Genomic DNA, 18,591 nt, shown 5'->3' with positions numbered 1-18,591 from the left:
TCGTACTCTGGCGGGCTTGAGTATCCAAGTTCCTTGTCATCCGCACCATGCTGCCGACAACGGCCACCGTTTTTGCTGTCTATTCTTGTTTGCCGATTTCTGCCAGAGAGCCTTACGGCCACTACCCAGTGTAGAAGGCGCCGCCCTTTTGCGAGGAATGATTTTGCCCAGCCATGGCTGGTCCCAATGACCAAGCGCAACATCTGCCCTACCAGGTACCGTATGGCCATGACGCATTGCTCCCTCGGCCTCGCCGTGGCGGGCTTCGGTCACCTCTTCATGGTGCAGGGCGACATATTAGTGTTTGCCTAAACCAGCTCTCATGCCGAATACTGTATATATAAACAGTCTTCGACAAGAGGCCAGCCATGCGAGCGGTAGTTTTCAACCCAGTTGTCCAAATCGCTTCCATTAAGCAGCTTTCTGATTCCGTTCTTTTTCCTGCGGCTTGCCAGGATTGAGCGATACTTGTCCGATGGCCTCCCAGCGTCGAACGTCGCCAGACCAGCGCTTGGGATTCAGGCGCTTTGCGCGTTCATAAACCCCTTTTCGCTCGGCCAAGCGCTTAGTATCCGTGCCACGATGCCGGTCGGCAGGCGTGACGAAGTTAATGCCACTGTGAAGGTGTTGTTCATTGTAGGCGTGCTCGAACGACAACATCCATTCCCGCACAACGGCCAGTGAGGAAAAGCCCTTCGCTGGCCACGCTGGACAGTACTTAACGGTGCGGAACAGCGCCTCTGAATAAGGATTATCGTTGCTCACGCGTGGTCGGCTATGGGACATCAGCATGCCCAGCTCCGCCAGTCTCGCGCGCAGGGTGTAAGAGGTCATCGGCGCGCCGTTATCCGAGTGCAGAACCGGCGGCGTTTGCCAGCAACCCTCACGCAGCAGCGCGCGCTCAACCAGTTGTTTTGCCAAGTATCCAGACTCGTTGTCATGGATTTCCCAGGCAATGATCTTGCGACTATAGACGTCCAGGATCAGGTACAGGTACCAGTGCTGACCACGCACCTCAGAGGGGCAGTAGCTGATGTCCCAACTCCAAATCTGGTTGGGTCCCGAGGCCGTGAAGCTGGTCGGTTCAGCGGCCTTGCGGGCTGGCGTCATGCGGCCCCGGTGGTTCAGCTGCTGGTGCTTTTTCAGTACCCGATAAAACGATGACTCCGAGGCCAGATAACGGCCCTGATCTGCCAGAAGAGGTACGATCTGTGATGGCGGCAAGCTCTGATACGCTGGTTGGCAACAGGTGTTCAGAATCGCCTCTTCTTCCGCCTGAGTGAGCTGATGGGGCTGCGCAACACGCGCGGCGTGCGGGCGCTGATCCATGGTCACGCTGCCATTGATCTGTCGCCAGCGTTTTAAGGTGCGCTGACTCAGCCCCATCACTTCGGCTGCCTTATAGCGTGCCGCGCCACCAGCCACCGCCTCATCAAAGTCCTTCAACAGCCTTGTACGTTCGCTCAACGACGTTAGTCGTCCTCGTTGTCCGGGGCTTCGCCGTACAAGGCTTCGAGCTTTTTTGACAGCACCAGCAACGAGGTCGTTTCTGCCAGAACCCGGTCCTTGCGACGGACGTCGGCCTTCAGCTTCTTGATCGTACGGCGGTCATCGCGCTGCTGCTTCTGAGCGGCTTTATCTCGGTTTTCCTGCATGCCGGCACCTTGGAGGCAGGCCTCCTTCCAGCGTTGCACCTGTTCAGGGTATAAGCCTTTTTCCCGGCAATACGTGCCAAGCTCGGTCTCTGATAGAGAAGCCGTTTCAATCACCACAGCCAGCTTGGCGTCAGCTGACCAATCATCTCCGGTCTTACGGTTCCCTGGCACAGGCACTCCTTGTCGGCGGCATGTTTTCAGCCAACCATACAGGGTCGCATCCGATATGCCTTCCTCGGCGGCCACCGACGCCACACTGCGGTTGTCAGGCGGTAGCAGCTTCTTTAGCACCGCGGCCTTACGTTCCTCGGAATAACGTGGCATGAACAATCCTATGCCGCCCACTCTGATGTGGATTCAGGCAAAATCGCCAACTGGACAACTAGGCTGACAGAGGGGGCAAGCAGCAATATCGGATAACTTGCCTCGATTGCGGGCAATTCACTGACCACGCGGCACAGAAGCCAGCGATGGGGCAAAAAGTTAGCAAAAGAACACCGTTCGTCGGCCAGACACCAACTTGCAAGACAAAACTAGCGTTTATTCGTTAAGACCATGGTCCTTTGTCACTATTATGTGAGTAGGTATAGCCTTGAGTTACACCACTCCACCGAAAGCAAGGACGCGCCATGGAACTCAACGAGAAACTATCGCATATCGCACGCCGTGGCGAAGAGCAGATCGATCATATCCAGAGTGAGGAAGCCACCAAGACCGCCCTCGTGATGCCGTTCATCAGTGCCTTGGGATTCGACCCCTTCGACACCCGCGAGGTGATCCCGGAGTTCACTGCAGACGTAGGCACTAAGAAAGGCGAAAAGGTCGATTACGCCATTCGTGCCGACGGAAACCTCTCGATCCTCATGGAATGCAAACCGCTGGGCACCAACCTAGCCAACGTCCAGTACAACCAGCTTTATCGCTACTTTGCTTGCACGGATGCCAAATTTGCCATCCTGACGAACGGGTTTGAGTACCGGTTCTATTCCGACCTGGACTCCGAGAACAAGCTAGACACTCACCCCTTCTTTACCTTCGACCTCGGAGACTTCAACGACCAAGATATCGACGAGCTCAGGAAGTTCACCAAGCCCAATTTCGATGTTGATGCCATCCTCGGCACCGCCAACCGGCTCAAGTACACCAACCTGGCGAAACAGGGCATTGATGAAGTATTCCGAGACATTCCGGAGGAGTTCGTCAAATTCATCATCGGCAAGATATACGAAGGCCGTCAGACCCGACAGGTGATCGAGGAATTTACGCCAATCATCAAAGAAGCAGGCAAGCTCTACATTAAGGAGCAAGTGGCCCAACGCCTGCGTGGCGCCCTTGCCAGCAACGACATTGATGCTACCCAGTCAACTTCAGCACCCAATAAAACGGCCGAAGATCATGACACAGATGATGATGGCATCATCACCACGCAGGAAGAAGTCGACGCATATAACATCGTCCGGTCACTATTAGCAGAACAGGTCGATGTTAGCCGCGTGGTCATGCGCGATGCTAAGTCCTACTGCGCGGTACTTCTCGATGACAACAACCGTAAACCAATCTGCCGTTTCCACTTCAATGCGAAGTCGGTCAAGCGGGTAGGCTTTTTCATCGACAAGAAAGAAAACCGCATCGAGATAGACTCTGTCAGTGACCTCTTCCAGCACAAGGACCAACTGAAAACTACCGTGGGCGAGTATCTCGAATAACGGATCAATGGTCAGAGTTAGGCAGGCAGCGACTCAATCAAGCTGGCGTAATCATTCCCCGGTCGGTTCACGCGGAGCAGCGAGTGAGAGTGTCGGCGGGCAGGTGGTGAACCACCTAGCGGATGATTTCGCGGTCGGTCTGGTAAGGGGCGAGCCAAGGCTCAGGGCTCTCAATATCTAGGGCCAGCGGCATGCGGTGGTGGTGGATGCCCGTGACAATGTCGCGCGCCACTTTAGTGAGAATCGCGCAGACGGATTTCCCGTCTGGTCGTTCGCTCACGATGCCTGCCAGCCAGATCAGTTCGAGATCCGCCCAGCATAGAAAGTACGGCTGATTATTCCCATCTATCGTCAGTCACTCGAACCAGCCATCCGCTGGCATCAAGCAACGGTGGGGGTCACTTGCCCCCACCGCGATGAGCGGGACATAGCCCGCACGAAGTCCAGGCCCTCGCCAGAAAAGGCCATATCCACACTCAAACAGAGCTACTCGCTCTTTTCTGCTCGGTTACGCCCACCTTGTTTGGCTTGGTACATGGCTTTATCGGCGCGTCTGATCAGGTCGGTTTGTGACTCGCCCGGCTTCCAGCATGCAGCGCCGATGCTGATGGTCACTTGCCCCACTTCCTCGAAGTCCACGTCTGAAACGGCTTTCAGCAGACGACTCGCCAGCCCCATCACGTCCTCGTCGGTGCATCCGGTACAAAGCACGAGAAACTCTTCGCCGCCCCAGCGGCCAACCGCATCGCAGGACCTCAATGCGTTCCACACCGTTTGCGCGAGCAAAGTCAGCACTCGGTCGCCAACCTCATGGCCAAAGCGATCATTCACTGACTTGAAGTGATCGATATCGAACAGCAGAACCGAAACTTCTCGCCCATAGCGTGCGGCGGCATTTAGCTCTGCTTCCAATGCCGTTTCGATACGATAACGGTTCCATATCTGGGTCAGAGGATCGGTGAGCGCCAGGCGCTCAAGCCGACGGTTGGCCTCGGCCAGTGCCTGACGCTCTTGATAGAGTGTCTCGTTGAGGTTAAAAATTTCGCTCGCCGAGGCGGCAATCGCGAGATCCTCACCCAGATCCTGAACCGCCAGGACCTCTGCTTCCTGCCAGGGGGCGCTATGTCCGGTCAGTTCCTGCTGCCAAACATCGAAGGAGTGACGAGGCGACATCACCAGTCGCCCATTCTTCATCTTGGGAATATCCTCAGGACGACCCGCCCACAGAGACGTCTCACGATGCTCTTCACGGAACAGCATCAGCCAGCCCTGGCGATCAATGTCCACTGACAGCGGCACGGCAAGCAAGCCACAGCTGCACTGAGGCTGCACCCACTCTCCGAGGGGCGTCTCTGCAAGCTCATCGCTGTGCCAGGCAGTAGCGCGCGACTGCGATTCTGCTAGCCAGGCAGCCACCTTGCTCAGCGTAGCGGCGTCGGGCAGTTTACCCACTCGGGATACTGTATCGGCATAAACCATGCCGACGCCGCTGGCCCGAAACAGGCTCAGCCAACCGTCGCCATGACGCTGGACTAGGTCGTCGGCCCCCAGCAGCTCTTCCCGAGTTTCATAAAGCAGTACCCGGGTCTCTTGAACACGCTGGCGAAAACGCTGCTGAGACATGAGACGCAGGCGCTGAAAGCGCTGAATGGCCATCTGCGCCAACAAATGGGCTGCATCACGAGATGCCGGCGATAGCGTAAGCGGCGACATCGCATGGCAGGCCACCAGCCCCCAGAGCTGCTCATCTCCCTGAATGGCAACCGAAAGCGAGCCCGCCACCCCCATGTTGTGCAGATACTCCTGATGCACCGGCGACACGGCTCGCAGGTTTCCCACCGAGAGGTCTAACGGCTCGCCGCTCTGCGGACATTGCTTCGGCACCAGCGGCAGAGACTTGGCTTTAGCATCAGGAATACTGCGCACTGGGTTGATGTCGTAGAGCGCCCTGACCTGGTTCGGGATATCGCTGGCCGGAAAACGATGTCCGAGCAGGCTATTGACCCCGTCGCTGCGGCTTTCGGCTTTCACCTGTCCATTCCATTCGGAATCGAAGGAGTAGACCATCACCCGATCATGCCGTGTCAGTGCCCGCACCCCTTCAACCAGTACTTGCAGCAATTCATCCTCGCTGTTCTGGGCGGCAAGTCGCGTTTGCCAGTGGCTGACAGTGGTCAAAATCTCGAGCTCACCCAATGGCCCCAGCAACTCGATCTCCACCACCACTCTCGACCCGCTGCGATAGGCCGTGGCACGACAGCGCTCGTCAGTGGCGACTGATGTAAGGACGTCATCGACCACCGTCTTGCCCATATCCGCCGTCAAGCGGGTGCCAAGACGCGTTATCAGCTCCTCGCCAAGGCTATGGGCGGGAGGATGACTAAGCGCCTCATCAACCGGTATGCCAAGAAGCTCTTGTAGATTACTGCTGACCTGAAGAACACGGGTAAGGTCTGCATTCAGGCTGACAAGGCAGCCGGCTGGCTGGATCGCGCCGGGAATATGCACCGGCTCGCGGGCACATTCGGCCAGCGCTTCCGTGAGCTCTTCTTCGGAATAGGTTGGCACGGTTTCAGCTCCGCAGGCCGACTTGATGCCAGCGATCAAGATGAACCTGCAAGGTAAGAAAGGTCTGTCTGGCACTTTCCACCGCGCGGCGAGAACAGGACTGCAACGAGGGAGCCGCCATCAGCGCGAGAACATCATCCCAGCACTGATCGGCGTACAAATGGAAATAGCGCGCTCCAAAGCCCGGCGACAGCCCCAATTCTCGGACAACGCGCGGCGCTATCACGCGTCCTCCCTGAGTAGCGCCTTCTAACACATATAGCACTCCCAACACGCTCCCGCGCGAGTCAAGCTCGATAGGTGACTCGCAGGCCAAGGGGCGAGCAGGAGGTGTCATGGGCCGATAGCCAAGATCACGAAGGTCATGGGCAAGCAGTGCCGCGCGGCACTGGTAATGATATAGCCCTGGGTCGGGCCATCCACGTTGCAGCGCTGGTAGCAGCCATGGCTCCAGCGCCACATAGAATTCATGAAAAGCTTTTAGCACCAATGCATAGGCCTGACGCGTCAGGCCTGGCTTCATCAATGGCGCAAGCAGGGGGTGACGCTCGACGCGTCGATGCAATTCACTCGTTTCATCACGCAGGATCGTACGCAACCCTGCATGTCGAGAAACCGTCAGTGCTTGGGCCATCAAGGCCATTGCAGCCACTTCATGGCGAAGTCCTCGGCACTCATTGGGCGGCCATAGTAGAACCCCTGTGCCTGGTCGCAGCCGAGTTCGGCAAGCGCCTGGGCCTGTTCGATCGTTTCGACCCCTTCAGCAACCGTCTTCATCCCCATGCTCCGCGCCATCGCAATGATTGTGGTGACGATGGTGTAATCATGGCTCGAAGAGAGCATATCACGCACGAAAGATATATCGATCTTGAGGGTATCGGCAGCGAAGCGTTTGAGATATGCCAGAGATGAGTAGCCGGTGCCAAAGTCGTCGATGGCGAGACCAAAGCCCTGGGCCTTGAGCGCCTGCATGAGTCCGATGGCCTGTTCCGGGTCGCGCATGAAGCCGCTCTCGGTAAGTTCCAACCCGATGTTCGCCGGACAGACCCCCATGGTATGTAGCGCAACCTCTTCGCCAAAACTAACATCTTCCAGCTGCTGAGCCGACACGTTTACCGAGATACGGGGCACCACTGCCACCCCGGACCGTTTCCAGTCTCGTAGTTGTTTGCTGGTCGTCTTGAGCACCCAGCCACCGAGTTCTTTCATCAGACCACGTTCTTCTGCAAGCGGGATGAACTCCCCGGGACTCACCCAGCCACGCTCGTCATCAAACCAACGGCATAGCACTTCAGCACCAGAAAGCGCTCCAGTGGCGAGATCCACCTGAGGTTGATACTGGAGCATCAGGCGCCCGTCGCGCATTGCCAGGATGAAATCATCAAGCAGTTGCTGGCGACGCAGGATGGCACTGCCCAGTTGCTCATCATAAAGGCATCGCCCTTCTCCCTGGCGCTTGGCGTGATGCGCCGCCAGACTGGCGTGCTGAAAAAGCTCGCCAGGGCTCATGCCATGCTCGGGGTAAAGGGCACCGCCAATGCTGACATCCAGCATGAACCAGCGTTCATCCACCTGCAGCGGTGCTTCCAGGCTCTGCTGATAGCAAAGCATGCGGTCAGCCAGCATGGTAGCGGTCGGCGCCTCGATCAGCACCGCAAACTCATCGCCGCCGAGACGCGCCAGCAATTCGCTATCCTGGTGCTGCATGCCACAAAAGCGCTGCCCGGCGGCTGCCAGCACGCTGTCACCGACACTGTGTCCGAAGGTATCGTTGATCTCCTTGAAGCGCCTGAGGTCCATTAACAGCAGGCCAAGAGTCTTATGGTCAGATCGGGCCTTTTCCAAGGCATCGCTCACTTGTGCCATGAAGGATGCGCGATTGGGCAAGCCGGTTTCAGGGTCGGAGAAGGCCAGACGCTTGATGTAGTCGCCACTCATCTGTCGCTCGAGTTCGGCGGCCGCGTTGGCAGCGAAAATCTTGAGAACGGTAGTCACGAAGTCGGGATCATCGAGAGGAGAGCGGAACATGACCACCAACAGCCCCAATGAATCCCCATTGCTGTGATCCAACCTCAGACCGATATAGCCTCGAGCCCAGCCGAGAAAACGGTCGGCCTGAGGCGGCAAAATCTTGGCGACCTTGTCGGTGATGATGCAAACACCTTTCTCCATGACCTCTTCACAGGGAGTTCCCTTCAGAGCGTAACTGAAGTTCTCGACCTTCCGGCCATCGATCACCGCAGCCTGGGTCGACATGCAACTATCAGCCAAGCTGGCATCGATGGTCGCAATGATGCCGGCATCGGCGTCTAGTGCCCAAGTCAGGTGATCGACCAACTGGTCAAAGAAAGGCTTGCCTCCCATCGCCGTGACCGATGAGGCGATCTGCATCACCGCCTGCTGAATGCGCCGGGATTCGTACTGGCGCGTGTTATCGAAGATGAAGCCTTCCAGCCAGGCGATTTTCCCGCCGGCATCGAATACGGCCTGCCCCTGCTCGGAAACCCAGGAGGTATCGCCATCCGCCGTGCGCAACCGGTAGTTCAACTGGTACGGGCGGCGCTGTTCGACATCCTGCACGATCTGGCGCTGAATACGCTGCCGATCGTCGGGATGGACCATTTCCATGAAGGGATAACCGTCATCAGCGGTCAAGTGCGTAGCATCGAAGCCGGTGAGGGCCTCTGCACCGTGACTCACGAACGTGAGGCTGCCTTCACGGTCGTGAAGGCGTTGATACGCCATGCCGGGAAGATGGCTCATCAGGGTATCGAGCCTGCGCTCGCTCTCTTCCACGGCTGTCATGATGCGTTGACGGGATAACTCGGCCCCCACGCGCATCGCGGCTATTCGCAGGGCCTCCCTGGCGATATCAGGCGACCATAAAGGCCCTGCGTCCAATACCGCGATCAGTCCCAGCGTTTCGCCGCTGCGATCGATGATAGGCATGCCCAGATAGGACTCAACAGCCAGATCAGCCAGCAGGTCATCATCCGGAAAGACCGCGCAGACCTTTTCCGGATAGTGGCAAGGCTCATTTCGGATCACTCGTTCACATGGGCTGCCCGCCAAGGGATAACTAAAATTATTCAGCAAGCGCCCCCGCGACCAAAGGCCAAGGGTACGTGCCATCGTATTATCCGATGGGTCTATACAAGCAACGATCACGTGATCGACCCGCAGTATTCGTGCCAGACAGACAGCGAGTTCCGAAAAGAAACTATCTGCTGGATTGTCTAGGGCCAATCCATCAGCCAACTCGCGAAATACCTGTTCCGAGGCTAGGGGTGGCGCCATGGACTGGTGTCCTCCCGACCAAATTCAGCTTCAAGCGCCCCCAATGGGCTTAGCCCAAGGGATACGTCGACATCATGCGTCAAGAAGAAAGTGCCAGTTAAAGCCAGCTATTTTACTTCTTGTATAGGGGCAATGATCCCCCCTTGAACAGTCATCGGCAACACCTCGTTTTTCTTGATTTTTCTCGGCTCACAAATATCAACGCCCGGCGCAGGGCCGGGCGTTGACGACTTGCTTAGCATCCATCTGGTAACTCAACCGATGACGAGTACCCCTCCGGCAAGCGCCACTAGGCCGCCAGCCACACGATCAAGGTGCGGTACGCGATGCAACAGCGCTTGACCTACTGACCGACCAAGCTGACCAATGCCCAAGGTTGCCAGCAGGAAACCGGCCAGATATGCCATCAGCGATGCCCCAACCGGCATTTCGGTCGCGTGAGCCTGACCGTGGCAGACCAGGAACGCCACCACCAACACTGCGCTGATACCCGCGGGCATACGTACCAGGCCGGCGAGCAGCACGCCAGCCAGCAATACCGACAGGGAAATGCCGGTCTCGACGCCGGGAAGGCTCAGCCCGCCCCAGGCAAGCCCTGCCCCCAGCAACATGCCAAGCGCTGCCAGCCCGGGCACGGCACGACCCAGTGGACGTGGCTGGCGCGCACTCCACAGGCCGATCGCCGATAGTGCCAGCAGGTGATCCAGCCCGGTCAGCGGATGCAGAAAACCGGCGAGCATGCCGCCCGTACTAGCCTCATGGCCGACGTGGGCGCTGGCCGCGCCGGCGGCAATCAGCGCCAGGGGCGCCAGGGCAAGAGCGGTGAGTCGTGAAACACGGGGCATGGTAGCGTCCTTCTTTTTAGTTGAATGTCGTGAGTCGTGAGTCGTGAGTAGCCGAAAGTTGTGCATTTTCTTGGGTACAGCGCATGACGAAAGTACAGCGCATGACGAAATCAGGTGGCGAACCGGCCGCGCTCAAACCGCCGAGCTGGCCTCGTGCGCATCGCTGCCGACGCGCGCGGCCGATGGCCGGCGCTCCGGCAGCATCCCACGGTCCAGAATGAAGCGGATGACCTCCTCGACGCCGACGCCGTCGTAGAGATTGGCGAACACGAAGGGACGGTCGCCGCGCATTTTCTTCGAATCCCGCTCCATCACGTCGAGAGAGGCATGCACCTGCTCGGCAATGTCGATCTTGTTGATGATCAACAGGTCCGACTTGGTGATGCCTGGGCCACCCTTGCGGGGAATCTTGTCGCCGGCGGAAACGTCGATCACATAGAGCGTCAGGTCAGAGAGCTCTGGGCTGAAGGTCGCCGAGAGGTTGTCGCCCCCGGATTCCACCAGCACCAGCTCGAGGCCAGGATGACGAGCCTGCAGGTCATCGATGGCGGCGAGATTCATCGAGGCATCCTCGCGAATCGCAGTATGCGGGCAGCCACCGGTCTCGACGCCAAGGATCCGGTCAGCCGGCAGCGCCTCGTGGCTCAGCAGGAAATCGGCATCTTCGCGGGTATAGATGTCGTTGGTCACCACGGCGATGTCGTAGTAATCGCGCAGCGCCAGGCACAGCTGCTTCAAGAGCGCGGTCTTGCCCGAACCGACCGGGCCACCGACGCCGATACGCAAGCAGTGATTCATGAGGGTGCTCCTTCAGCTTCTGAACAGTCGTGAGTATTGGGTTTCGTGCTGGGCGCTGGCCAACGCCAGCCCCGGCAACAGCGGGCCAAGTTCGTGGTCATCAAACGAGAGGGCGCGGTCCACGGCCACCACCAACTCGGGCCGCAGCCGCTCGATGAGGCGCTGGGCGGCGGTGTGCCCCAGCGGTAGCGCCTTGCAGGCCACCGCCAGCTGGTTCTCGAGCCAGGACCAGGCAAAGCCCAGCAACGCCTGGCGCGGCGGTACACCGCGCACCTGAGCCAGCCAGGCGAATAGCGTCACATAGCCGGCCTGATCCGGTAGCTCGGACGCTGCAGGCAACAGCTCGAGGCTGCGAAGAAGCCGCGTCAGCGCCGCCCCCAGCCGCTGGTCTTCCTCGGCGAGTTCACGGGTCTCGCGGCTGGCCGCCAGCCAGGCATCCCAGTACGCCACCGCCTCGCCATCCTGTACCGCGAAGGCCGCTTGCTGGCGCGCCAGCACCGGCAGCTCGCAGCGTGACAGGCCGTCGTCCAGCACGCCGGACAACCAGGCGTAAAGGCTCGCCTCGTCGCGCACCCAGTCGAGTTCGAAGGCGCTCTCAAGGCCCTGGGACCAGGCAAAGGCACCGATCGGCAGCGCCGGGCTGACCAACTGCAACAGCCCCAGCAGGGCCAGATCATCGCCCTGACCCGCAGCCTCCGCGGCAGGTGCCCGCGACTCAGTGCACATGATCATGCTCATGCGCGCCGTGGCCGTCTTCACTGCCATGAGAGTGGTCGTGAGAGTGGTCGTGAGAATGGCCATGCGAGTGACCGTGTGAATGGCCATGTGCGTGCCCTGCCTGAGCATAGGCGCCGGGCTCGGGGTCGAAGGGCGCCTGGTGATGATGGATAGTGGCGCCCAGCCGTTCGGCCAGTTCCTCCAGCACATGATCCGGCGGGAAGCGCACCCAGCCGCCCTCCTCATCCGCGCCGATGGCCAGCGCCACATGGCGGTTGCCCAGGTGATAGCAAAGCCTCGCCAGTGCCAGTCCGGCATCAATCCGAGCCGTGACCACCGGTTCGGCCGCGGCACGGATGATCACGATCTCACCGCTATCGGCTTCCAGGCCTTCTCCGTCCCGAAGCACCGGGCCGCGATCGAGAAACAGCCCCACTTCCTGCCCGCCATCGCTCTGCGCCTTGAGGCGCCCGCGCATGCGAAGCTCGAAGGGCAGTGTCAGGGTGTCGCTGGCCCGGCTCGCCTCGATGGACCCCAGGCGTTCGATCAATTTCAGCATTGGCATCGTCTCTAGAAATTGTCCGCGGCTGATCCTGTGGCAGTCTCGCGAGGGCGCTGAAAACACCTCCCTGTACGCTACTTTTGCCTTCTATGGCAAAAGACCCTCACTTCGACCTGCCACCGGCGCCGCTTGACGTGTGGTTATCGCCCACTGCTCAGAATAAGTGATAGCGCTGGGCCAGCGGCAGCTCGGTGGCCGGCTCGCAGGTCAAGAGCTCGCCATCGGCGCGCACCTCATAGGTCTGTGAGTCCACACTGAGCGCCGGACAGGCATCGTTGAGTTTCATGTCCGACTTGCGCACGGCCCGAGTGTCGCGACAGGCCACCAGCGGACTATCGAGTCCCAGGCGTTCCTTGACGCCCGCTTCCAGCGCCGCCTGACTGACGAAGGAAAGCCGCGTGGCGCTGGCCGCCTTGCCGAAGGCGCCGAACATCGGCCGGTAGTGCACCGGCTGCGGCGTGGGAATCGACGCATTGGGATCGCCCATGGGGGCGGCGGCGATCATCCCGCCTTTGACGATCAGCGCCGGCTTGACGCCGAAGAAGGCCGGATCCCACAGCACCAGGTCGGCCAGCTTGCCGACCTCGATCGAGCCCACCTCGTGGGCGATGCCGTGGGTGATTGCCGGATTGATGGTGTACTTGGCGATGTAGCGCCGGGCACGCAGGTTGTCGGCACCACGCGCTTGGTCTTCCGGCAGCAAGCCGCGCTGAACCTTCATCTTGTGGGCCGTCTGCCAGGTACGGCAGATCACTTCGCCCACCCGGCCCATGGCCTGGGAATCCGAGGCGATCATCGAAATCACCCCCATGTCATGCAGGATATCCTCGGCAGCGATGGTCTCGCGGCGGATGCGCGAATCGGCGAAGGCCACGTCCTCGGGAATATTAGGATCGAGGTGGTGGCACACCATCAGCATGTCCAGATGCTCATCGATCGTGTTGATCGTGTAGGGCCGGGTCGGATTGGTCGATGAGGGCAGCACATAGGGCTTGGCGCAGGCGGTGAGGATATCCGGCGCGTGACCGCCCCCGGCCCCTTCGGTGTGATAGGTGTGGATGCCACGTTCCTTGAACGCCGCCAGGGTGTCCTCGACGAACCCCGACTCGTTAAGGGTATCGGTATGGATCGCCACCTGAACGTCATAGCGCTCGGCTACCGACAGACAGGCGTCGATGGACGCAGGCGTGGTGCCCCAGTCCTCGTGGAGCTTGAGCCCCATGGCCCCCGCCTCGAGCTGCGCCTCCAGCGCCTCGGGCAGGCTGGCGTTGCCCTTGCCCAGAAAGCCGATATTCATGGGCAACGAATCCACCGCCTGCAGCATCTTTCCGATGTGCCAGGCGCCCGGCGTGCAGGTGGTGGCATTGGAGCCGGTGGCCGGACCGGTCCCGCCGCCGAGCATGGTGGTCACCCCGCTCATCAGCGCCTCATCGACCTGCTGGGGGCAGATGAAGTGGATATGAGCATCGATGCCGCCGGCGGTGAGAATCTTGCCCTCGCCCGCGATCACCTCGGTGCCCGGACCGATGACGATCTCGACACCCGGCTGAGTGTCCGGGTTGCCGGCCTTGCCGATGGCCACGATGCGTCCGGCCTGCAGGCCCACGTCCGCCTTGACGACGCCCCACCAGTCGAGAATCAGCGCATTGGTGATCACCGTGTCCATCACCGAGTCATCGGCACGCTGGCTCTGGCCCATGCCATCACGGATCACCTTGCCGCCGCCGAACTTGACCTCATCGCCATAGGAGGCGGCGTCACGTTCGACCTCGATCCACAGCTCGGTGTCGCCCAGGCGGACCCGGTCGCCGACGGTCGGGCCATACATATCGGCATAGGCCTTTCGGCTAATGCTTGAATCCGGCTTCATGATGTCTCTCCTTTGCCATCCAGCGCGCCCATCACTTGCTGACGAAAGCCATAGACGGTACGGGTGCCGGCGAAGGGAATCAGCGTCACCTCACGCTTCTGGCCGGGTTCAAAGCGAATCGCCGTACCCGCGGCCACGTCCAGACGGTGGCCACGGGTCGCCGCACGATCGAAGTCCAGCGCCGGATTGGCCTCGAAGAAGTGATAATGGGAGCCGACCTGAATCGGCCTATCACCGGTATTGGCAACGGTCACGGTGATCCGCGTGAGCCCTTCACACAGCGCGATCTCGCCGTCCTTCAATTGATACTCGCCGGGAATCATCAGCTCTGCCTCGTCGATGTAATAAATAGCTAAAACTGAGCGAAAGATGGTCAGGCAAGGCGGCAAGCAGCAAAAAAAAGGATCGGACTCGCGCACGAGTTTACGACTGTAAATGAGCACTTTTTGATGCGAAGCCAACACAGCATGACCGAGTGCAGCCAGTTTTAGACAATGGGGTTGTGGACGGTGACAAGCTTGGTCCCATCCGGGAAAGTCGCCTCGACCTGCACCTCGTCGACCATCTCGGCCACCCCTTCCATGACGTCCTCGCGGGTCAGAATCTCGCGGCCTGCGCTCATCATCTCGGCCACGCTGCGCCCATCTCGGGCGCCTTCCATGATCTCGGCGCTGATCAGCGCTACCGCCTCGGGGTAGTTGAGCTTGAGCCCGCGGGCACGGCGACGCTCGGCAAGCAGCGCCGCGGTGAACAGCAACAGCTTGTCCTTGTCTCTCGGGGTCAGTTCCATCGGAGTAGCTCCCAAATCATGTTGTTTATCTTCTGTGCCCAGGCTGTCGCTCCCAAGCTGGAAGAGCGACGCTACGCGCCTGGAAGATGGAAGCCTGAAGCCCCGCATTGGCCGGATGGCGATCTCTTCCGGCTTCTGGCTTCAAGCTTCCGGCTGCTGTCAGGTCATCCAGATGCGCGGCACGCAGGCCTCTCGGCCCAACAGCAAAGGCCGCAGCCGCATCCAGGCCGCCTGGCAAAGCGCCCAGGCCTCGTTACGTTCATCGCCGAGATAGCGCAGCAGCAGCACGCCCTGGCGCAGCGTCACTGCCCAACGGGGCGAGGCCGGCAGCGCCTCACGCAGCATGGCAACGGCGCCGGCCTCATCATCGAGGCCCACCGCCCACAGGGTGGCTTGCACACTGGCTCCGCCCTGCCCCCAGCGCCCTGAAAAGCGTGGATGCGTAGGGTCGAGGAGCTGACGCTCATGCCACAGGGGGCGACCGTCGCGGGTCAGGGAAAAGCGCTGCTCGAGATGCCCGGAGACGAATGGCAGTTCACCGGCCGGGCGACCGAGCGCCAGCACCTCCCAACCCAGGCAGCGCGCCTCCTTTTCAAGCGCAAGCTCGGTGCTCTGCACACCACGGGAGCCATCGAAGGCGATGGTTTCCTGGGGCAGCCACTCGAGTTCGCCACCGGCCTGCACCCTAAGCTTTGTATGCTGGGCCCAGGCCACCCCGTGGCTGTCGGCCCGATAGAGCTTGTTGGCGGCCGGCGTGGTGATCAGCGCCCGGGCGCCCGGGCCCACCTCGGCACCGATAGAGAGGGCATCGCCGCTGACCAGCCCGCCGGGCGGGTGCAGCAGATAGACATGACAGCTGCCGGCTTCTCCCTCGACACCGCGAGGCTCAGGATAAAAGGGCCGCTGAACCCGCAGTGGGCCCTGGTGGCGGGCACGGGTCAGACGGGTCATGCTGCCGGCGGGCTCTTCACGGCGGGTAAAGCCGAGCTCGATGGCGGCGGCCCAGTGACGCTCGCCATCGAAGCGATGGCCGCTGGTGAGGGAATGACCGCTGGTCAAGGGGGGCGACGTCACCGGGGACAGGGGCTCAAAGACAGTCATACGGTGAGGTGTCGCTTGATCAGGTCATCGGAAAGGTCGCCGATGCCACCGCTGGCCACCGGACGGCCGCGATCGAGGATGGTGAAGCGGTCAGCGTACTTGCGGGCGAAGGGCAGCTTCTGCTCGACCAACAGCACGGTCAGGCCGTCTTCGCGGATCAGCCGGCGGATCACCTCACCGATCTGGGCGACGATATTGGGCTGAATGCCCTCCCCCGGCTCGTCGAGGATCAGCAGCCGCGGCTCGATCACCAGTGCGCGGCCGATCGCCAACTGCTGCTGCTGACCGCCGGACAGGTCGCCACCACGGCGATGGCGCATCTCGTCGAGCACCGGGAACAGCTCGAAGACCCGATCAGGAATACGGCGACTGCCGTCCTTGCGGGCGGCAAGCCCGGTGCGCAGGTTTTCCTCGACGCTGAGCAGCGGAAATATCTGGCGCCCCTGGGGCACATAGCCGATGCCGAGCCGCGAGCGGTCCTCGAGACGCTTCTTCGTCAGTTCCACCTCGCCGTCAAAGCGCAGGCTGCCGTTCTTGACCGGCACCTCGCCCATCACGCATTTGAGCAGGGTCGTCTTGCCTACACCGTTGCGGCCCATCACGCAGGTGCATTCGCCCTTGGGCACCTCGAGGTCGAGATCCCACAGGGTGTGGCTCTCGCCATAGAACTGGTTGAGTTTGTCGATCGCGAGCATCAGGCCTCCTCCTCTGCGCCCAAATAGACTTCGATGACCTTGGGGTCATTCGAGACCTGATCCATGCTGCCCTCAGCCAGCACGCTGCCCTGATGCAGTACCGTGACCTGGCGGGCAATCGAGCGCACGAAGCCCATGTCGTGCTCGACCACCACCACCGACTGCTTGCCGGCAAGGCTTACCAGCAGCTCGGCGGTACGCTCCATTTCCTGCTCGGTCATGCCGGCCACCGGCTCGTCGACCAGCAGCAGCCGCGGGCGCTGCATCAGCAACATGCCGATCTCCAGCCACTGTTTCTGGCCATGGGAGAGAATCCCCGCCTGGCGGCTGCGAAGCGCCTCGAGGCCGATGGTCTCGAGCACCTCATCGATGCGGCTGCGCTGCTCGCCGGAAAGCCTGGCCGTGAGCGTCGGCAGTACGCGCTTGTCTGCCGCCATGGCGAGCTCTAGGTTGTCGAAGACACTGAGCGCCTCGAACACCGTTGGCTTCTGGAACTTGCGGCCGATGCCCAGCGAGGCAATCTCGGGCTCACTCTTGGTCAGCAGGTTATGGCGGCTGCCGAACCACACCTGGCCACTGTCTGGGCGCGTCTTACCGGTGATGATGTCCATCATGGTGGTCTTGCCGGCGCCGTTGGGGCCGATGATGCAGCGCAGTTCACCGTCGTTGATGGTCAGGTTGAGATTGTTGATGGCCTTGAAACCATCGAAGCTCACGTTGACGTCTTCCAGGTAGAGAATCGGGCCGTGACGGACGTCCACCGGGGACGCCGCCGGCACCAGGAAGTCGAACACCCGATCGCGATCGGCCAGGGCGTCGAGCAGGCTCATGGCGTTGCCTCCTTGAGTTGAGTCTCGCTATCCGCCTTGCGGCGACGAGTCATCAGCCCGGCGATGCCCTTGGGCAGCAGCACCGTGACCACCACGAAAAGCCCACCGAGGGCGAACAGCCAGGCATCCGGCATCACCCCGGTGAAGACCGTCTTGGCATAGTTGACCAGAATCGCGCCGATCACCGCGCCGTAGAGGGTGCCGCGACCGCCCAGCGCCACCCACACCACCACCTCGATCGAGAACAGCGGCGAGAACTCACTCGGGTTGATGATCCCCACCTGGGGTACGTAGAGAGAGCCGGCGACCCCCGCGAGCATCGCCGAGACCACGAACACACAAAGCTGCACCCGCTCGACCCGATAGCCAAGGAAGCGCACCCGTGCCTCGGCATCGCGGGAGGCGATGCAGACCCGGCCAAGCTTGCTGCCCACAATGCCGCGACACACCACATAGCCCAGCGCCAGCGCCACCCCGGACGCCAGGAAGAGCCCCAGCCGCGTGGCGTCGCTTCTCAGATCGAAGCCCAGCAGTTCACGGAAGTCGGTCAGGCCGTTGTTGCCGCCAAAGCCCATCTCGTTGCGGAAGAAAGCCAGCATCAGGGCGAAGGTCAGCGCCTGGGTGATGATCGACAGATAGACCCCGGTGACTCGGGAGCGGAAGGCCAGGAAGCCGAACAGCAGCGCCAACAGGCCCGGCGCCAGCATCACCATCAGGAAGGCGAACCAGGCCATGTCGAAGCCATGCCAGAACCACGGCAGGCTGTCCCAGTTGAGAAACACCATGAAGTCCGGCAGCACCGGATCGCCATAGACGCCGCGGTCGCCGATCTGGCGCATCAGGTACATGCCCATGGCGTAGCCGCCCAGCGCGAAAAAGGCCCCATGCCCCAGGCTCAGAATGCCCAGATAGCCCCAGACCAGGTCCACCGCCACCGCCAGCAGTGCATAGCACAGGTACTTGCCGAGCAGCGTCACGGTATAGCTTGAGACGTGCAGCGGATGCCCTGCTGGCAAGGCCAGGTGCAGCACCGTGACCACCGACAGCGCCAGGGCAAGCACGCCGAGAAACACGCGGGTCGAGCGTTCGGTGAAAGGCCGCGTCAGCCACAGGTTGGAAAGCGGCGTGCTTGAGGGCGGAGTGTTTGCAAGAGACAT

General features: G+C 60.8%; 17 protein-coding genes. 1 reads left to right on the top strand and 16 read right to left on the bottom strand.

From position 1 onward, the window contains the following. Positions 1–411: 411 nt before the first annotated feature. A protein-coding gene (locus tag Q2K57_RS13665) for an IS3 family transposase (protein WP_304525029.1) occupies positions 412–1,979 on the bottom strand; the annotation gives its coding sequence in 2 pieces (ribosomal slippage) (positions 412–1,497 and positions 1,500–1,979; 1,566 coding nt in all). Between the two features lie 305 nt (positions 1,980–2,284). On the opposite strand from Q2K57_RS13665, the gene Q2K57_RS13660 reads away from it, so the two are divergent. Beyond that, positions 2,285–3,361: a type I restriction endonuclease gene (locus tag Q2K57_RS13660; protein WP_304525401.1), complete on the top strand. Its 1,077-nt coding sequence runs from the start codon at positions 2,285–2,287 to the stop codon at positions 3,359–3,361. Between the two features lie 115 nt (positions 3,362–3,476). Here the strand turns inward: Q2K57_RS13660 and Q2K57_RS18370 are convergent, their stop codons facing one another. The 15 genes from Q2K57_RS18370 to urtC all read right to left on the bottom strand — a co-directional run bounded on the left by Q2K57_RS18370 (position 3,477) and on the right by urtC (position 18,591). Beyond that, a complete protein-coding gene (locus Q2K57_RS18370; RefSeq protein ID WP_369700268.1) occupies positions 3,477–3,641 on the bottom strand; it encodes a hypothetical protein in 165 nt (54 codons plus the stop codon). 206 nt (positions 3,642–3,847) lie between these two features. Then, positions 3,848–5,929 (bottom strand): sensor domain-containing diguanylate cyclase, encoded by a 2,082-nt coding sequence (locus Q2K57_RS13655; protein WP_304525400.1) that lies wholly within the window; start codon positions 5,927–5,929, stop codon positions 3,848–3,850. Positions 5,930–5,933: 4 nt separating this feature from the next. Beyond that, positions 5,934–6,572, bottom strand: a complete 639-nt coding sequence (locus Q2K57_RS13650) for a biliverdin-producing heme oxygenase (RefSeq protein WP_304525399.1) — start codon at positions 6,570–6,572, stop codon at positions 5,934–5,936. Beyond that, positions 6,563–9,226: an EAL domain-containing protein gene (locus Q2K57_RS13645; RefSeq protein WP_304525398.1), complete on the bottom strand. Its 2,664-nt coding sequence runs from the start codon at positions 9,224–9,226 to the stop codon at positions 6,563–6,565. Before Q2K57_RS13645 ends, Q2K57_RS13650 begins: the two co-directional genes overlap by 10 nt. Positions 9,227–9,480: 254 nt before the next feature. Beyond that, entirely contained in the window at positions 9,481–10,071 is a 591-nt protein-coding gene (locus tag Q2K57_RS13640; protein ID WP_304525397.1) for a HupE/UreJ family protein, read from the bottom strand. Between the two features lie 132 nt (positions 10,072–10,203). Then, positions 10,204–10,869, bottom strand: a complete 666-nt coding sequence (gene ureG, locus Q2K57_RS13635) for an urease accessory protein UreG (RefSeq protein ID WP_304525396.1) — start codon at positions 10,867–10,869, stop codon at positions 10,204–10,206. A 12-nt stretch (positions 10,870–10,881) separates the two neighbouring features. Continuing rightward, positions 10,882–11,595, bottom strand: coding sequence for an urease accessory protein UreF (locus Q2K57_RS13630; RefSeq protein ID WP_304526706.1), 714 nt, complete (start codon positions 11,593–11,595; stop codon positions 10,882–10,884). Then, the gene (gene ureE / locus Q2K57_RS13625; protein ID WP_304525395.1) at positions 11,585–12,145 is read right to left on the bottom strand and encodes an urease accessory protein UreE; all 561 of its coding nucleotides are present in this window, start codon (positions 12,143–12,145) and stop codon (positions 11,585–11,587) included. The genes Q2K57_RS13630 and ureE overlap by 11 nt, the downstream gene beginning before the upstream one ends. A 157-nt stretch (positions 12,146–12,302) precedes the next feature. Beyond that, positions 12,303–14,018, bottom strand: a complete 1,716-nt coding sequence (gene ureC, locus Q2K57_RS13620; protein ID WP_304525394.1) for an urease subunit alpha — start codon at positions 14,016–14,018, stop codon at positions 12,303–12,305. Then, positions 14,015–14,341: an urease subunit beta gene (locus tag Q2K57_RS13615; RefSeq protein ID WP_112053179.1), complete on the bottom strand. Its 327-nt coding sequence runs from the start codon at positions 14,339–14,341 to the stop codon at positions 14,015–14,017. Before Q2K57_RS13615 ends, ureC begins: the two co-directional genes overlap by 4 nt. 164 nt (positions 14,342–14,505) lie before the next feature. Further along, entirely contained in the window at positions 14,506–14,808 is a 303-nt protein-coding gene (locus Q2K57_RS13610) for an urease subunit gamma (RefSeq protein WP_112053180.1), read from the bottom strand. A gap of 159 nt (positions 14,809–14,967) precedes the next feature. Further along, a complete protein-coding gene (locus tag Q2K57_RS13605; protein WP_304525393.1) occupies positions 14,968–15,882 on the bottom strand; it encodes an urease accessory protein UreD in 915 nt (304 codons plus the stop codon). 23 nt (positions 15,883–15,905) lie between these two features. Beyond that, the gene (gene urtE / locus Q2K57_RS13600; RefSeq protein ID WP_304525392.1) at positions 15,906–16,604 is read right to left on the bottom strand and encodes an urea ABC transporter ATP-binding subunit UrtE; all 699 of its coding nucleotides are present in this window, start codon (positions 16,602–16,604) and stop codon (positions 15,906–15,908) included. Next, complete coding sequence (gene urtD, locus Q2K57_RS13595; RefSeq protein WP_304525391.1) at positions 16,604–17,434, bottom strand: urea ABC transporter ATP-binding protein UrtD; 831 nt, start codon at positions 17,432–17,434, stop codon at positions 16,604–16,606. Before urtD ends, urtE begins: the two co-directional genes overlap by 1 nt. Further along, positions 17,431–18,591, bottom strand: coding sequence for an urea ABC transporter permease subunit UrtC (gene urtC, locus Q2K57_RS13590; RefSeq protein WP_112053184.1), 1,161 nt, complete (start codon positions 18,589–18,591; stop codon positions 17,431–17,433). The genes urtD and urtC overlap by 4 nt, the downstream gene beginning before the upstream one ends.

This window comes from Halomonas sp. I5-271120, from assembly GCF_030553075.1.
Classification (GTDB): Bacteria; Pseudomonadota; Gammaproteobacteria; order Pseudomonadales; family Halomonadaceae; genus Onishia; species Onishia taeanensis_A.
This window is presented reverse-complemented; position numbering and strand designations above follow the sequence as displayed.

What these genes read in the sequence shown, in the direction of transcription:
- Q2K57_RS13660 (WP_304525401.1), top strand. Translation starts at nt 2,285, where the DNA reads ATGGAACTCAACGAGAAACTATCGCATATCGCACGCCGTGGCGAAGAG.
- Q2K57_RS13650 (WP_304525399.1), bottom strand. Translation starts at nt 6,572, where the DNA reads ATGGCCTTGATGGCCCAAGCACTGACGGTTTCTCGACATGCAGGGTTG.
- Q2K57_RS13645 (WP_304525398.1), bottom strand. Translation starts at nt 9,226, where the DNA reads ATGGCGCCACCCCTAGCCTCGGAACAGGTATTTCGCGAGTTGGCTGAT.
- Q2K57_RS13640 (WP_304525397.1), bottom strand. Translation starts at nt 10,071, where the DNA reads ATGCCCCGTGTTTCACGACTCACCGCTCTTGCCCTGGCGCCCCTGGCG.
- ureG (WP_304525396.1), bottom strand. Translation starts at nt 10,869, where the DNA reads ATGAATCACTGCTTGCGTATCGGCGTCGGTGGCCCGGTCGGTTCGGGC.
- Q2K57_RS13630 (WP_304526706.1), bottom strand. Translation starts at nt 11,595, where the DNA reads ATGTGCACTGAGTCGCGGGCACCTGCCGCGGAGGCTGCGGGTCAGGGC.
- ureE (WP_304525395.1), bottom strand. Translation starts at nt 12,145, where the DNA reads ATGCTGAAATTGATCGAACGCCTGGGGTCCATCGAGGCGAGCCGGGCC.
- ureC (WP_304525394.1), bottom strand. Translation starts at nt 14,018, where the DNA reads ATGAAGCCGGATTCAAGCATTAGCCGAAAGGCCTATGCCGATATGTAT.
- Q2K57_RS13615 (WP_112053179.1), bottom strand. Translation starts at nt 14,341, where the DNA reads ATGATTCCCGGCGAGTATCAATTGAAGGACGGCGAGATCGCGCTGTGT.
- Q2K57_RS13610 (WP_112053180.1), bottom strand. Translation starts at nt 14,808, where the DNA reads ATGGAACTGACCCCGAGAGACAAGGACAAGCTGTTGCTGTTCACCGCG.
- urtE (WP_304525392.1), bottom strand. Translation starts at nt 16,604, where the DNA reads ATGCTCGCGATCGACAAACTCAACCAGTTCTATGGCGAGAGCCACACC.
- urtD (WP_304525391.1), bottom strand. Translation starts at nt 17,434, where the DNA reads ATGAGCCTGCTCGACGCCCTGGCCGATCGCGATCGGGTGTTCGACTTC.
- urtC (WP_112053184.1), bottom strand. Translation starts at nt 18,591, where the DNA reads ATGTCTCTTGCAAACACTCCGCCCTCAAGCACGCCGCTTTCCAACCTG.